Below are 14,936 nucleotides of genomic sequence, written 5' to 3'. Positions count from 1 at the left end.
AATGAACTACTACCAAGAAATTACCCTACTACCGGATGTCGATATCTCGCTTGGTTTTCTTTGGCAAAACGTGTTTCAACAAGTGCATATTGCACTTGTTGAACACAAAGTGGATGCAAATCAGTCTAGTGTTGCGGTTGGCTTTCCTGATTATCTCCGGGCTAAGTTTCCCCTGGGCAGTAAATTGCGCCTCTTTGCCAAAGAACAAGCGTCATTGGAAAAGCTAGCCATTCACCAATGGCTAAATCGGTTCGAAGACTATGCGCATATTAAAGGGATCAAACCCGTACCGAGTGATGTTTCCTACGTGAGCTTTGTACGCAAACAGGTGAAATCGCCTGAGCGGATTGAGCGGGCTATGCAGCAAAAGGCGGCATTATGGGCGGCAAAGTCGGGCAAGCCGCTGGCCGAGTGCTTAACCGATCTTGAAAAAAGCAAACCGACTGGGCAGTGTGATTTGCCATTTATCTTCTTGCACAGCCAGCAAACGAAACAACGTTCGCCGGACAAAAACAGCAAGTTCCCGCTGTTTATCGAAAGATATCCGCAAAGTACACCTGTGGATGGGCAGTTCGATTGCTACGGGCTGAGTCGTAAAGTTAATGGTATTGCATCGCTTGGAACAGTACCGCACTTTTAAGCACCAAAGGGTGAGTTTTACCCTTTATTTTTGCTCTTTAAAAATAAGCTTTATATACAATCAGTTACAACAGGTGGTGTTCAACAGGGTAAAAATAGGTTTTTTATCCTAACCACCTGTTGTGACTTTCTTTTATTGATTTATTCTATTGTTCACTGCCGCCCAGGCAGCTTAGAAAAGGCGCTGGCCGTTTTTTTGCTGGTCCGTCAAGTTCACTGCCGCCCAGGCAGCTTAGAAAACCACAGCGCCTGAGCTGCTTGTACTGCCCAGGTTCACTGCCGCCCAGGCAGCTTAGAAAGCGAACTAATGGAAGATGACAGCTAAGCTACCGTTCACTGCCGCCCAGGCAGCTTAGAAAAAAAAGCATTTTGTCATGGCCATGGAAGAGGTGTTCACTGCCGCCCAGGCAGCTTAGAAAATCTTCGCTTACCAACTCCCAATGGTGCTCACGTTCACTGCCGCCCAGGCAGCTTAGAAATGGAAGATGAGCTGGCTGCATCAACTGATTTGGTTCACTGCCGCCCAGGCAGCTTAGAAAGGGCTCATAGTATGTGCTGGAGTTGCGCTTTAGTTCACTGCCGCCCAGGCAGCTTAGAAAATAAGATACTACTGCGACAAGAAGATTGAGTTGTTCACTGCCGCCCAGGCAGCTTAGAAAGAGCAAGGGCAAGCCAAAAGAGATGCAAGAGAGTTCACTGCCGCCCAGGCAGCTTAGAAAAATATGATAGATGATCACATCGGTAGTCTTGGGTTCACTGCCGCCCAGGCAGCTTAGAAAGAGCTTGACAGGCTGAACACCAAACGCAAAAAGTTCACTGCCGCCCAGGCAGCTTAGAAATGATTTTGATATCGACCCTATCAGCAAAGACAGTTCACTGCCGCCCAGGCAGCTTAGAAAAAAATAGCGTCTTGCTGCTCTGTGTCTGTGGCGTTCACTGCCGCCCAGGCAGCTTAGAAATATGGCTGGTGATGACGAAGGTCTTGACTACCGTTCACTGCCGCCCAGGCAGCTTAGAAATTAGCTAATTTCGCTTGCGTAGAACACGCCACGTTCACTGCCGCCCAGAGCCCGGAGAGTCTGGGGCTGCTCGGCACCATAGAACACGCCACGTTCACTGCCGCCCAGGCAGCTTAGAAAGCATAGTATGCGAGCATCACCATTGGTATGGTGTTCACTGCCGCCCAGGCAGCTTAGAAAAAACATAACTATACCAGAGCGAACCTGGGTAGGTTCACTGCCGCCCAGGCAGCTTAGAAAATCTGGCTAGTGAATAGTTTCACCCTCTCATCGTTCACTGCCGCCCAGGCAGCTTAGAAAGTCTCTTGGGCCCGGCTACGGTCCTGCTGTTGGTTCACTGCCGCCCAGGCAGCTTAGAAAGCGATATACCGATTGCTGCTGTTCGGATAGTTGTTCACTGCCGCCCAGGCAGCTTAGAAAAGATTCACCGAGGCGGCATAGTCACAAAGGCCGTTCACTGCCGCCCAGGCAGCTTAGAAATATTGGGTACCTAGCTGCTGATGGTCTTTGCTGTTCACTGCCGCCCAGGCAGCTTAGAAAGTAACGCTTAAATACTTCGGTAACTGCAAGCTGTTCACTGCCGCCCAGGCAGCTTAGAAAATTGCGGCAGGCTGTAGCGGGCGTTGGCCAGTGTTCACTGCCGCCCAGGCAGCTTAGAAAGTCCAGCAAAGTTGATAAAGGCTTCAAGATTGGTTCACTGCCGCCCAGGCAGCTTAGAAAGTTCTTCTGGTGATGACCTTTCCCCCGAATTTATCACTCGGCCCCAGCAATATCCGAATTTCCTGCATTTATGGGGCTGAAGAGGCCGAAACTGAGGTGATCTAAATAGCGGCCCGGCTCAAGGCAGCATATCTACTCGAAGTAGTCTGCTGGCGCTGCGGCCTTTGTCGTCGCTGACCGACAGTTGGAAGCGTCCTGCTCTGGACGGGCGCCATTCCAGGGTTTGGCCCGGCAGGCTCTGCCCGAGCAGGCTGTTACCGGCAAACCAGTAGAGTATTTGGCTGTCGGAGGCGGCGTCGGCCGTGAGGGCGATGTGTTCATTGGCCATGCTTTGGCGCAGGCTGTAGGTGACGCCCTTCAAGGGGGAGCGGATAAGCGGGGCCGAGTAGCTGACCGCGACTCTTTGGCTGCAGGCGGCCGGAAGCTCCGGCGGCCTCCTGCGGGGTAGACCTGCCTGCTCGAACAGGGCCGCCAAGTCTGATGGCCAGAAGGCAAACACCTCCTGGTGGTGAATTGCCGGATCGTAGGGCGGGCAGACGGCGGCGCCGGTTTTGTTATCCAGCCACACGGGACGATGCAAGTTGGAGACCTTGATGGGAGAAACTCCCGGGATATACCAGCCATCGACCAATTTGGGGCACCAAGGGTTGGGCAGCTCGCCGGAGGCGGCGCAGAAGGCTACCTTTTTTACCGTATCCGGCGGCGTGTTGGCCATGTCGGCCGTGCCCGGCAGCGCGCCCTGCAGGGCATCGCTGAGGGCGAAGAACAGGGGCCCGGCGGTTCGGACGCCGACAAAGGCCGGGTTGGGGGTGGCGTCGAAGTTACCCACCCAAACCACCAACACATAGGGGCCTGTGATACCGGCGCTCCAGGCATCGCGATACCCCCAGGAGGTACCTGTTTTCCAGGCCACTGTCCAGTTGCTGCCGGGCAGGCCGTCGGCGCGGGGGTTGTCCTTGAGTATGTCCCGCACCATAAAGGCGGCGGCCGGGCTCAGCAAGCTCTTTCCTTGCGGGCTGATGGGCTGGCTTTGTTGATCCCGCAGCGGGTAGTCATGGCCCTGGCTCGCCAGCATCAGGTACAGCCGCGCCAGCTCCGCCATGGTCAGCTCGCCGCCGCCCAGTGCCAGGGATAAACCATAATGACTTTCACCCCTGAGCCCCTGAATGCCGGCCTGGCGCAGGAAGCCGTAGAGATTGGGTTGGTTCACTTGTCCTGCCAGCCACACGGCCGGCAGATTGCGGCTCTTGACCAGGGCGTCGTGGGCGCTGATGGGGCCGGTAAATCTGTGGTCAAAGTTCTCTGGTTGGAAACTGCCAAAGGCGGTGGGCGCATCCTTGAGTATGCTCAGCGGGTGTATAAGCCCCTGATCTATGCCCAGGCCAAACAGAAATGGCTTCAGGGTTGAGCCCGGCGAGCGGCGGGCAGTGACGCCGTCCACCTGGCCTTGGATATCGGTATCGAAGAAGTCTGCCGAGCCTATCCAGGCCTTGATGCTCTGATCGCGGCTGTCCACCAGGATTGCGGCGGCATTCTTGACCCCCAGATGGCGCTGGCTTTCGATATACAGCCCAAGGCGCCGCTCCAGTAAGGTCTGCAAGCCGACGTCCAGGGTGCTGTGAATTAGGGTGTCACTATTATCCCGCAGCAGGCGGCGGCTGAAGTGCGGCGCCAGAAATGGTAGCTCAGTGCGGTCATGGCCCATGGCGGTGAGGGTCAACAGGCCGTTGTTGCGAGGATCGTTGCGATAGCTTTGTTGCCAGAGCAACGCCAGACGGTCGCGGGCATCCTGAAAGTCGGCACCGAAACGGGCGCGGCGCGCCGGGCTTTGCGGCATGACCGCCAGGCTGAGGGCTTCACTGAGTGAAAGTTCACCGGCGTCTTTATGAAAGTAGATGCGGCTGGCAGCGCCAACACCTTCAATATTGCCGCCCATGGGCGCCAGATTGAGATAGGCCTCGAGAATATCATGCTTGGAGTAACGCAGCTCCAACCAGAGCGCCGCCAGCATCTGCTGCAATTTCCCGGCAACCTGGCGGCTGTTGATGTTGTAAACCCGCCGGGCCAGCTGCATGGTCAGGGTCGAAGCGCCCTGGCGATCATCCTTAAGATAGGTAGCGACTATCGCCCTGGCGGTGGCCGCCGGGTTGATACCGGGGTGGAAGTAAAAATAGCGGTCTTCCTTGAGCAAGATGGCTTGCACCATGTTGTCTGAAACCCCTTCCAGGGGTTGCCAGAGCCGATACTGGCCATCACTGGCCAGCGTCAGCCGCAGCAGACTGCCATCGGCGGCCAACACCATGCGGGAACTGGGCGCCAGCTTTGAAAAAGGTTGTGCCGGCCAGAGTCTCAGCCCCAGCAGCAAGGCTGCCAGGGCCAGCAGGCACAAATAGCGGCGTTTCATGGCGCTTCGATCACCAACTCACCACTTGGGCCCTGAGCCTGAATCAGGGGATCATACAGCCCCTCGGCATAGGCGGGCGGCACCTGGAACTGGCCGACATTGGTGGCCCGTACCTTGTAGACAAAGGTTTTGGCATCGCGCCAGGCGGTACCGTAGAGCACCAGGCGGTCTTCGCGAACATTGAGCCACTGTGGTGACCAGTCGCTGTGCTGAGCCATGCCTACAGGCGGCTGCCAGCCATCGAAGCTGTCATCCTTGTCACGATAAACCGGCTCCACGCCTCCGGGCAGCAGATCTATTACGACCACCTGCTGCAACTTGTCCATATCTGTGGCGCGCAGCCGCAGCCTGACCAGGAATTCATCCCCGACCTTGACCTTGGCAAGAGGTTGCTGCTCAAGGGTCAGATAGTCGCGGCTCACCTCCAGCCCCTGGCTGAAAGGCTTGGCCGGGCTTTGGTCAAATCCCTGCTGGCTAAGAAGATAGAAGGCATCATTAGTGCCGGTTTTCTGGTATTTCACCTCTTCACTGCCGAGGGGCAGCTTAGCCTTGGGTAGACTCAGTGCCTGCCAGGCCTTATCGACCAAGGCTTGCATGGCCAGCTCCTGATCGCCGCGGGAGTTATCCAGAGCGGTCAGCGCCCGCACCAGAGTTCCGGCAGACAGCGAGCTGTAACGCTGCTCGCTGAGCCACTGGCCCATGCGCGGCAGCAACTGTTCCGGCAGGTCATCCAGGCGCTGTGGCGCCTGACGGGCGATGAGTGTCAGCAGCTGGGCATCGTGCACCATGGGATCCAGGTAGAGGCTTAGGCGCTGGGGCTTGTCCTCAAGCAACTGCCACTTCTGCGCCTGCCACAGCGGCTCGGCCAACTGTTGCTGCTGCATCAGGGTAAAGCTGGCGGCCAGCCAGGCACTGGCGATGTCTGCTTGCCAATCCTTGGGGTAGTAGCGCTGCAAACGTTCGCGGATATCGGCAAGGGCGCCGCTAACCTGCACTCCCTGGCGGGCCAGCAGATACGCGCCATAGGCACGCTCGCGCAGCTCATCCAAGCCGCTGCTGGGGCCGGAGCTCACGCTCGACAGATAGCTGTTGGCCTTGTCCAGTAGATCCTGGGGGACGGGGTAACCCTGGGCCTTGGCGTCCAGCAGCATGTCTACCACATACAAGGCCACCATAGGCTCGACTATCGGGTTGGCGGCCCAGAGACCGAAGCCGCCGCTGCTGTTCTGGCGGCTTCGCAACTGGCCAATGAGTTGGTTAAAGTCATTGAGATTATCCTGAGGCTTGCCCAGCAGCAGTGCCGGTACGGCTTTGGATACCAACTGTTCGGTACAGGCGTGAGGATAGTTGTCCAGATAGTGGCTCAGCCCCTGAGCCCAAACCAGCGGACTGTTACCAAGGGCCGCTTCCACCTTGCTGAACGGCGTAAACAGTTGACGGTCAAGTTTGAGCTTGGCTTCGGCGCGGTCGAGCACAGCCGTGGCCAGGGTCAAACGGTGGGGCGTTAACGGCCGTACCGAGATGCTCTCACTGATCTTGAGCTCGCCTTCGCTGGTGGCGAGTTTCCAGTGGAGTTCTCCTTGACCCAGATTTTCGCCTGCCTTGACGGCAAAGTGCGCCGTGGCTTCACGGCCCGGTTCGATATGGAACTGCTGCGGTTGCAGGTCGCTACGAAGGGCGCCGCTCAGGCTGAGGGTCAGGGTAACATCCTGCGCCTCGGCTTCTGTGTTATAGAGTCCCACAGTAACATCGGCGCTGTCTCCGGGTGCCAGGAATGCCGGCACATTGGGGCTCATCACCACAGGCGCCTTAACCGCGACACTGGCCTCGCTGGTGCCTATGCCGCTTTCGGTGGCACTGACGGCAAAGAAGCGGATACTGCCGTTGAAGCTGTCGGGCACAGTATATTGCAGCCGCTGCTCTCCGGCGGCCAACTCACGAATACCCGACCAGTAGACAACAGGCTTGGCGCGTTTGCGCTTGAAGGGGTTGAGGTTGGCTGCCAGCAGCGCGGCGGCGTCACCTCCGGGGGCGGCCTGGCGCATCAGCACCTTGAGATCCGGCAGCAGCAGGTCGAGAATTTGGCTCGAATCTACGCTGAGAGCCTTCTTGTCGAAGAAGTGCGCCAGTGGATCCGGCGCTTCATAGCGGGCCACCTGCAAAATACCGGCATCAACCCCGAATACCACGACTCTGGCTTTGCTTGGCAGCTTGAGGTCGATATCCAGTTGCGTCCCGGGTTTAACCTTTTCCGGCAGGCTCAGGGCGATGGCCTGACGCCGCTCACCGAGATCCACCTTAAAGGGTTTCACGGCATAGGACAGCGGGCTCATAAAGACTTCTTCCGAGTCCGGCGCCCGCAGGAACTGCACATTGATATAGGCATTGCCCTCAATGCCTTGCGGCAGGGTAATGCTTTGCAACGAACGGGTGCTGTCGGCCTTGAACCATTTGAAGGCGTAAACCTTGTCTCTCTCTATGGTGATGAGTCCGGCGCCGCTGTAAGGGGCCTGAATCGCCACCTGAATGCTTTCACCCGGCAGATATTCCGCCTTGTTTAGCGTCAGTTCCAGCTCGGCGTTGCGCTCCAGCGTGCGACTGGCGTTGCCGCTGCCGGCAATGCTGTAATCTATTTGGTTCAACTGGCGGCCGTTTTCATCCAGCAGTCGCAGGCGGTAGTCACCCGGCTCCCTGGTGTCGAGTTCCAATTGGCCACCGCTTGCGGCCAGACTCAGGGCAGTGCTGCCCAGCAGTTTGTCTTTGCGGCGCGATTCATAGCGGTAGGTGCCGTCATTCTGTTTCACCAACACAGACACCCAGCGCCGGGCGATACGCTCGACTTTGAGCTCAGTAGCCACACCTTGAAGGTCCTGGCCAACGGCTTGCAGGTTGAGCACACGCTTGCCGTCTTTGCTGATGAAGTCCAGATCGCCATCGCTCTTGTAGCCCAGTAACCAGTCGGCATCGGATACCAGTAGCTGGTCTTGGGCGCTGACACCGTGGCCTGAACCGGCTTCAAATACCCGAGCCAGCAAGTGCAGCTTGTAGGTGCTGCCGGCAAAGCGGTCCAGCGCCAAGTCCAGGCTGGCCTTGCCTTCGCCGTCTGTGGTGGTTTCGCTCAAGTCTTCGCGGAACGATTCCTTGAGCTTGCCCAATACCCCAAAACGATAGCCTGGCCAGGCTTTGAAGCTGATATCGGTTGGTGACAGCACCATCTCGCCGCTGACTCGGCGATCGCTCGCCGGGCCGCCGAAGAGTTGCTCGGCCAAGACCTCGGCCTTGAGTTGCTGCGGCGTGCGCCAGCCTTCAAACTGCTTGTCGGTGCCCAAATAGACTCGCACCTTGATGCGATCCGGCTCGAAGTCACGCACCTTGAAGGTGACATCCCCCAGACGTGTGAGGCGGTATCTGTCTTTGATGAGGGACAGAGTGGCGAGATAGTCACCGGCAACCGCGGTTTCACCGGCGCTGAAGTCCAGGCTGTCAAAGCCGCTGCCATCGAGTTTGAAGGTGCGATCCAGCACGGTTACACCGCGGGGGTCGGTGATCTGCATTTTTACCGGCAGACCACCCAGGGCGGTACTCCAGTCCTGCCCCCGCACCAAACTGGCGATATGAGCCGTTTCACCGGGGCGATACAGCCCGCGGTCGGTGAAGAGGTAGGCTCTCAGGGCGCCGGGATCGTCGCTCTCATAGCTGCCGCCGGTGTCGAAACGGGACAGATTGAGCTGGCGACGCCAATCAGCCAGCGGCAGGAAGGAGAGATCGCCATCCTTTTCGACCCGATAGTAGAGCGGGGTCTTTTCCCGGCGCAGATCGCCAAGCTTGGCAAAGCTTGCATGACCGCGTTCATCTGTTAAAGCCTCGTCTACCGGCAAACCGTTGCGGCCGATGACGGCCACACGGGCTCCGGCCACTGGAGTCCCCTTGCCGAGGGATTGCACGAACAGATCCTGGCTGCCATCACGGCTGCGTTTGGCGAGTATCCCCAGATCTGTCACGACCACAAAGCGCAGATCGTGGGCCTCGGTTTGGTAATAGTCGAAGGTTTGGCTGTCTCTTTCATCGGCCGGAGTCAGCTTGAGTACAAAGATGCCACGCTTGTCCTTGAAGAAGGGCTTGAGGTCGACGCTGCCGTAGAGCGTCTTGCTGGGATCGCGCCCGGCAAGCTGTTGCTTGAACACCTGACGGGTGACCAAACGGTCGAAATCTGTGTTGTTGAGGTAGGGCTCGGCAAAGCTGCCCGAGCTTTGATCTATCAGGGCATTGAGCTGATCAGGCAGCAACTGGGCGACTTCAATCTGTACCTTTTGCACCCCACGGGCCAGATAGCCGAGGCGTTGATCTTCGTCCAGAGTCAGCAAGGAGCCTTCGCCGAGGAAGTTGAGCGCCTTGGGATATTGCGGCATTCGCAGCACAGTCAGCACGGCATCGCGGGACAGATAACCCCCTTGGCCTTCGACTTCCTTATCCACCATTACCGCCACGTAGCGATCGACCGGAGCTTTCAGCTTGAAGCTGTGCAACTGGTTGAGGCCTTCGGCACCGGGGATCTGGGTCAAGGTCAGTTTGTCGGCCTTGGCCAGCACCTGTTCGGTGACATTTTCCTGATACCAGTGACGGCTTCCCTTGGGATTTTTCAGCGGCAGCAACCAGGCATGTACCTTGCCTTGAAGCGCTTCGTCGTTGACCGGACGTGAGCTTTCCATTGTCAGTACCGGCTCGGGTTCATCCTTGTCGTTGTAGGCGAAGTTGACCTGAGCCTGTTTAAAGCTCAGCTGATAACGGCCGGGAACCTCTACTTGCCATTGGCTCTTGCCTGCCTTGTTGCCGCCGCTGGCCGCCTGGATCCCTTTGCTGACTTCCAGGGTTACAGTGCTCTGCTCAAGTGGTGTGGCGAGCGCAGGAGAATGTATGTAAGCGAACAGATGCTTGTCGTCGAAGGTGACTTCGGTATCGCCATTGCCGCTGTAGGTCAAGCCGGGGCTCAGCAATATCGCCAGTTGGGGTTTGACCGAGGTCGTATCCACCGGGTGGCTGAAGGCCAGGGTGGCGACCAGCTTTTGAATACTCGGCTGGGCCGGATCCTGGTACAGACGCCCATCAGAGATGGTGGCGGTGAAGGCGGCTGTGCTGAATTCGCTCTGGTATTTATCCAGTAAGATATGGTCTGCCAGCAGCTGCTTCTTATCCAGGCTGACCGCGAACTTTTCCGCAATCGGCCAGTCGTTATCCGGAATAAATTGCAGATGCTTGTCACTGGCCCAGCGCCACTGCCCGGCGAGTTGGGGGCTGAGGCTGACGCCTTTGGAGACGGGTTTGCCTATGACGTCCAAAGGTGCGACCGAACCACTGAAGGTCAGGGTCAAGGGAGCGACCTGAGGTTTGGCCTGGTGGTAATCGGTTAGCTGCGGCGCCTTGAGCGTATAGTGTAGGGTATAGGGCTTGGGTAAATGCTGATACCAATACCAGCCGCCCCAGCAAAGCACAGTCAGCACAGATAGCAGCAGTAGGCTTCCCAAGGTTTTAAAGGGATGCTTTATGCACCAATGCATCCAGGGCGGCGCTTGCCAGTGACCAAAAACCGCAGCGAGAACTCGCCAAACTACCGAGAAGAAATTTCCTATAAGCTGTCCCATCGTTCCGTGTCCTTGCTGTGTCTCGTAGCGCTATCGCCAACTTGGCTGACGTTTTAAAGATGTCGGTCGCCGATGTCAATCAGACCGGGCCGATGCTGTGATGCCCTATTCGATATCGCCTCTGCAACTGAGGCTATATGGTACAACAATCGGGCTGATTTTCATCTGTGTTGCTTTGATAAGTCGGTGAGGATCAACAATATAGTGTCTTCATGGAGGGTAAAACAAAAAAGGCTTACCGTTTTATGGGTAAGCCTTTTTTGTTACAGCCTCTAGCGAACTGATTATTAGTTCATGCCGTATTTTTTCAGCTTCTTGCGCAGTGTGCCGCGGTTGATGCCCAGCATGTTGGCGGCGCGGGTCTGGTTGCCACGAGTGTGCTGCATAATGATATCAAGCAGAGGTGCTTCAACTTCGCATAGCACCATTTCATAAACTTCCTGAGCTTCTTGACCGTCCAACTGAGCGAAGAAGTTGCTGACAGCGCGCTTTACAGCGTCGCGCAGTAACTGGGGCTTGATGGTGCCGTTAGCGGTTTCGATTTTGCCTACGGTAAGCTGATGAGCTTCTGTGTGAGTTGTCTGATCAAACATTCGTATTCTGCTCTTTATTTATCTAGTACACATTCATCAAAAAAACGTTCCACCATGGAACATTGTTCTGCAGCGGTTTCCAGCCGGTTAAAGTCGGCACGGAACTGGCGCTGTTCTTCCTGGTCCAGGTACCATCCCATATGTTTTCTGGCGAAGCGGACGCCCTTTACTTCCCCATATAAATCATACAGTTTGGTTAGGTGTTCCAGCATCACTTGACGCTGCTCTGCCATCCCTATGGGCGCTAGCTTGCTACCTGTGTCCAGGTAATGCTGGATCTCTCTGAAAATCCAAGGCCTTCCCTGGGCACCCCGTCCTATCATCAGGGCATCGACACCTGTGTAATCCAGCACGAAACGCGCCTTCTCCGGACTATCGATGTCCCCGTTGGCGACAACAGGAATCGAGACATTCTGTTTGATTGCCTTGATGGTGTCGTACTCGGCATGACCCTTGTACATGCATTGGCGGGTGCGGCCATGAACCGCGAGCGCCGTAATGCCACTCTCTTCGGCAATCCGGGCGATTTGAACACCATTTCTGTGTTCTGGGGCCCAGCCCGTGCGAATCTTCAGCGTTACCGGCACATCCACTGCGGCAACCACGGCATCCAGTATTTTCTTTACCAGTTCCGGCGATTGCAGCAGGGCAGAACCCGCGAGCTTTTTATTCACTTTTTTTGCCGGACAACCCATGTTGATATCTATGATTTGGGCGCCTTGCTCCACATTGTAGCGGGCGGCCCAAGCCATATTATCGGGGTCAGCCCCGGCGATTTGTACTGAGCGTATGCCTTCTTCACCCGAGTGCGTCATTCTCTGGCGGCTCTTGTCCGTGTCCCAAAGGTCGGGATTGGACGAAAGCATCTCTGACACTGCCATGGCAGCACCATAACGGATACAGAGATTGCGGAAGGCCTGATCGGTGACACCTGCCATTGGTGCCACGATCAGCTGATTCTTCAGTTGATAGGGTCCAATCTGCATTTTGCTGTTTCACCTTGCTCTTCAAAGGGGCGCTATAGTACGCCTTTTTGACAGCGGTGAAAAGGTCAATAAATGACCTGAGCAAAACTTTTTTACTTGACTTTTGACAGGCAGGAAGTCAGCGCCAGTGCGCTCTGGCGCCGCCTTTAACGCTATTTGCGCACTCCTGTCAAGCGGCTCCAATCTTCTTTGTGAACCGCTTCGTCCATCTCGAACCATTGAGCGTAAAATTCGCGGATTTCTTCGGCTTGTTCCTGCAATAAGCCGGACAGTGCCAGTTTGCCACCCGGGCGCACCAACTCGGCGATCAGGGGGGCCAGTTCCCGCAGCGGTCCGGCCAGAATGTTGGCAACCAACACATCGGCCTGAATGCCTTTGGGTTGATCCTCAGGCAGGTAGAGGCTGAGTCTGTCATCCACGCCGTTGCGCTTGGCATTGTCGCGGGAGGCGTCTATCGCCTGGTAGTCTATGTCTATGCCTATGGCGTTGGTTGCGCCCAGCTTGAGCCCGGCGACCGCCAGAATGCCGGAACCACAGCCGAAGTCGACCAGCTGTTTACCTTGCAGATCCAGGCCATCGAGCCACTCCAGGCACAGAGCCGTTGTGGGATGAGTGCCTGTGCCAAAGGCCAGGCCGGGATCCAGGATAACGTTGACGGCTTCGGGCTCCGGGATTTCATGCCAGCTGGGACAGATCCACAGACGCTTGCCGAACTGAATGGGGTGGAAGCTGTCCATCCATTCGCGGACCCAGTCTTTATCTTCTATCTGCTCTATCTTGTAGTTGAGCTTGCCTTCGAGGAAGGGCAGTTGCTTGAGCATCTCGACTGTGGGAGTCAGATCTGTGCCGGCATCGAACAGAGCGACCACCACAGTGTCGGCCCAAAGTGGGGTTTCTCCCAGTTTGGGCTCAAAAATCGGCGTATCTTTACCATCTTCAAAGGTGATGGACACGCTGCCTTCCTCCAGCAACAGGTCGCTGAGTGTCTCGGCGTGCTCGCTGCTGCTGTGGATGCGTAACTGGATCCAGGGCATGGAATCTTCTCTCGTGGGGGACAATAAAGCGCTATTGTAAGCCATAGGCTGCCGGCCTTGCCAGCACACCGGGGTAAAGAGGGCGGAGTGAAACCCGGTTTCAGGTTTGTTCGGTCAGCGGTTGGATTTACGGTAATTTGCTGTCTTTTTTGTTTTAAAGTTTCAAATAAACGTTTGATTTGTAGTGGATAATTGGTATTACCTCTGTTTTGCCGCAAGTGGTTTATTTGTGAGCGTGATCAGATAATCCCCCACTTTCGATTGAGGCAGGTCACATTCAGACTCCTTGGGCATTGGCGCAGTTTGGCTGTGAGTTATGTTGTAGATCCCAAGGATCTGTACCCAAAAAACATGCTGACAAAATATCACATCCCCGAGCGCTGGCTCGGTCATGCCAACAGCCACCACTGGTCGGCCAGAGCCGATCGCCTGCAGAGTGCCAGCGGCATTTTGCTGGGCATGTTTCTGTTGGCGCATCTTCACTTTGAATCCAGCATCATGCTGGGTAAAGAGGCTTTCTATAAGGTAGTGCAGGTGCTGGAAGGCGGTTGGTTCAGTGCCAGTGGCCACGGTTACCCACTGCTGACGCAACTCTTCTCTGCGTTTATTCTGCTGGTGGTGATACTGCATGCCGCCATGGCGCTGAGGCGCTTTCCGGCGCAGCTCGGCCAATGGCGGGCGCTGCGCAGCCATCTGCATCTGATCAAACACCGCGACAGCCACGCCTGGTTCTGGCAGTTGGCTACCGGCTTTATCCTGTTCTTCCTGGTGCCCATGCACCTGGTCACCATGATAGCCAATCCGGAAATCGGCCCCAATATGTCGGCCTACCGGGTCTGGCACGACAACACCTGGCTGCTGTATATCCTGCTGCTGCCTGCGGTGGTGATCCACGCCATGATAGGCCTGTATCGGGTGGCGGTGAAATGGGGCCTCAGCTTTAACCGCACTGGCCTGAGAAAAATAGCCAAGCTATTGATTGTATACCTTATTTTGCTTGGTTTAGGCAGTTTGGTGACCTATATGCTGCTAGGTAATGAGCTGAGCCTGCCGCTGCAGCCGTTCGTTCCCGGTTAACTCAATATCAGTTAAAGGTAAATTAACCGGCAGAAGTTTGATCTGCCTCAGGGTTCGTTCGCCCTTTGTGATCCACATTGGTTTTACTATCTTTAAGCGGTTAAGCCATTGGATGACAGGGAGAATACGCATGATACGACTGAGTGAGCGCTGGGGCGGCTGGTTGGATCTGGGGCAGAGTGCTTCAGGCGTGTTGTTGGCGCTGTTTTTGTGGACTCACCTGTTGCTGGTGTCTTCAATATTGCTGGGGGCGCCGGCAATGGAATGGGTGGCCCGCAACATGGAGCTGAGTTTTCTCAGTGACGATGGCCACGGCTATCCCTGGGTGGTGAGCCTGATAGCCATAGCCGTTGCCGGGTTGGCGTTGTTGCATGTGTTGGTGGCCTTGCACAAGTTGCCTCTGTCGCTCAGGCAGCAAAAGGCTCTGAAACAGCAACTAGTGCAAATTGATCATGGCGATACCCGCTTGTGGGTGTGGCAGGCTGCTACCGGAGTGGTGATTTTGCTGTTGCTTCCTGTGCATCTTTGGTTGGTGGGTTCGGCCCCGGAAACCATAGGGCCACAGGGCTCGGCCGACAGGATTTGGAACCAGTATGCCTGGGCCTTGTACCTGCCACTGCTGCTGACAGTGGAGTTACATGCCGCCATAGGACTGTACCGGGTGGCATTGAAATGGGGCGCGGCGCGGGATCTCAACAGCCGGGCGCGCCTTAAAAAAATTAAAACCATACTCAGTGTGGCGTTTGTCGCCGTAGGTCTGGCGTCCTTGCTGGCCTTTTGGCCCCACGCGAGCTGAGTATCGATAACCCAAACAGATAGCTTTAG

The 14,936-nt window shown here is 56.3% G+C and carries 8 protein-coding genes and 2 CRISPR repeat arrays; of the genes, 3 read left to right on the top strand and 5 right to left on the bottom strand.

Going from position 1 to position 14,936, the window contains the following annotated elements; all coding sequences use genetic code 11:
- Window position 1: 1 nt before the first annotated feature.
- Entirely contained in the window at window positions 2–640 is a 639-nt protein-coding gene (cas6f, locus tag ACWAU4_RS19830; RefSeq protein ID WP_107005248.1) for a type I-F CRISPR-associated endoribonuclease Cas6/Csy4, read from the top strand.
- Between the two features lie 150 nt (window positions 641–790).
- A CRISPR array of direct repeats spans window positions 791–1,658; the repeat unit is 28 nt; unit sequence GTTCACTGCCGCCCAGGCAGCTTAGAAA.
- A 91-nt stretch (window positions 1,659–1,749) separates the two neighbouring features.
- Window positions 1,750–2,378: a CRISPR direct-repeat array (repeat unit 28 nt; unit sequence GTTCACTGCCGCCCAGGCAGCTTAGAAA).
- Window positions 2,379–2,496: 118 nt separating this feature from the next.
- On the opposite strand, the gene pbpC is transcribed toward cas6f, so the two are convergent.
- The 5 genes from pbpC to prmA all read right to left on the bottom strand — a co-directional run bounded on the left by pbpC (window position 2,497) and on the right by prmA (window position 13,034).
- Window positions 2,497–4,782 carry a penicillin-binding protein 1C gene (pbpC, locus tag ACWAU4_RS19825; RefSeq protein WP_454290360.1) on the bottom strand — a complete coding sequence of 762 codons (2,286 nt, stop codon included), beginning with the start codon at window positions 4,780–4,782 and terminating at the stop codon, window positions 2,497–2,499.
- Window positions 4,779–10,421 carry an MG2 domain-containing protein gene (locus ACWAU4_RS19820; RefSeq protein ID WP_454290359.1) on the bottom strand — a complete coding sequence of 1,881 codons (5,643 nt, stop codon included), beginning with the start codon at window positions 10,419–10,421 and terminating at the stop codon, window positions 4,779–4,781. Before ACWAU4_RS19820 ends, pbpC begins: the two co-directional genes overlap by 4 nt.
- A gap of 287 nt (window positions 10,422–10,708) precedes the next feature.
- Window positions 10,709–11,014 carry a DNA-binding transcriptional regulator Fis gene (gene fis, locus ACWAU4_RS19815; RefSeq protein ID WP_025011339.1) on the bottom strand — a complete coding sequence of 102 codons (306 nt, stop codon included), beginning with the start codon at window positions 11,012–11,014 and terminating at the stop codon, window positions 10,709–10,711.
- Between the two features lie 14 nt (window positions 11,015–11,028).
- The gene (gene dusB, locus ACWAU4_RS19810; protein ID WP_025011338.1) at window positions 11,029–12,000 is read right to left on the bottom strand and encodes a tRNA dihydrouridine synthase DusB; all 972 of its coding nucleotides are present in this window, start codon (window positions 11,998–12,000) and stop codon (window positions 11,029–11,031) included.
- Window positions 12,001–12,152: 152 nt separating this feature from the next.
- Window positions 12,153–13,034, bottom strand: a complete 882-nt coding sequence (gene prmA / locus ACWAU4_RS19805) for a 50S ribosomal protein L11 methyltransferase (protein ID WP_208125176.1) — start codon at window positions 13,032–13,034, stop codon at window positions 12,153–12,155.
- Window positions 13,035–13,385: 351 nt separating this feature from the next.
- On the opposite strand from prmA, the gene ACWAU4_RS19800 reads away from it, so the two are divergent.
- Window positions 13,386–14,111: a fumarate reductase cytochrome b subunit gene (locus ACWAU4_RS19800; protein WP_208126228.1), complete on the top strand. Its 726-nt coding sequence runs from the start codon at window positions 13,386–13,388 to the stop codon at window positions 14,109–14,111.
- Between the two features lie 130 nt (window positions 14,112–14,241).
- Window positions 14,242–14,907 carry a fumarate reductase cytochrome b subunit gene (locus ACWAU4_RS19795; RefSeq protein WP_208125175.1) on the top strand — a complete coding sequence of 222 codons (666 nt, stop codon included), beginning with the start codon at window positions 14,242–14,244 and terminating at the stop codon, window positions 14,905–14,907.
- Window positions 14,908–14,936: the final 29 nt, after the last annotated feature.

It is taken from the genome of Shewanella sp. FeAMO, from assembly GCF_053653955.1.
This window is presented reverse-complemented; position numbering and strand designations above follow the sequence as displayed.

What these genes read in the sequence shown, in the direction of transcription:
- cas6f (WP_107005248.1), top strand. Translation starts at nt 2, where the DNA reads ATGAACTACTACCAAGAAATTACCCTACTACCGGATGTCGATATCTCG.
- pbpC (WP_454290360.1), bottom strand. Translation starts at nt 4,782, where the DNA reads ATGAAACGCCGCTATTTGTGCCTGCTGGCCCTGGCAGCCTTGCTGCTG.
- ACWAU4_RS19820 (WP_454290359.1), bottom strand. Translation starts at nt 10,421, where the DNA reads ATGGGACAGCTTATAGGAAATTTCTTCTCGGTAGTTTGGCGAGTTCTC.
- fis (WP_025011339.1), bottom strand. Translation starts at nt 11,014, where the DNA reads ATGTTTGATCAGACAACTCACACAGAAGCTCATCAGCTTACCGTAGGC.
- dusB (WP_025011338.1), bottom strand. Translation starts at nt 12,000, where the DNA reads ATGCAGATTGGACCCTATCAACTGAAGAATCAGCTGATCGTGGCACCA.
- prmA (WP_208125176.1), bottom strand. Translation starts at nt 13,034, where the DNA reads ATGCCCTGGATCCAGTTACGCATCCACAGCAGCAGCGAGCACGCCGAG.
- ACWAU4_RS19800 (WP_208126228.1), top strand. Translation starts at nt 13,386, where the DNA reads ATGCTGACAAAATATCACATCCCCGAGCGCTGGCTCGGTCATGCCAAC.
- ACWAU4_RS19795 (WP_208125175.1), top strand. Translation starts at nt 14,242, where the DNA reads ATGATACGACTGAGTGAGCGCTGGGGCGGCTGGTTGGATCTGGGGCAG.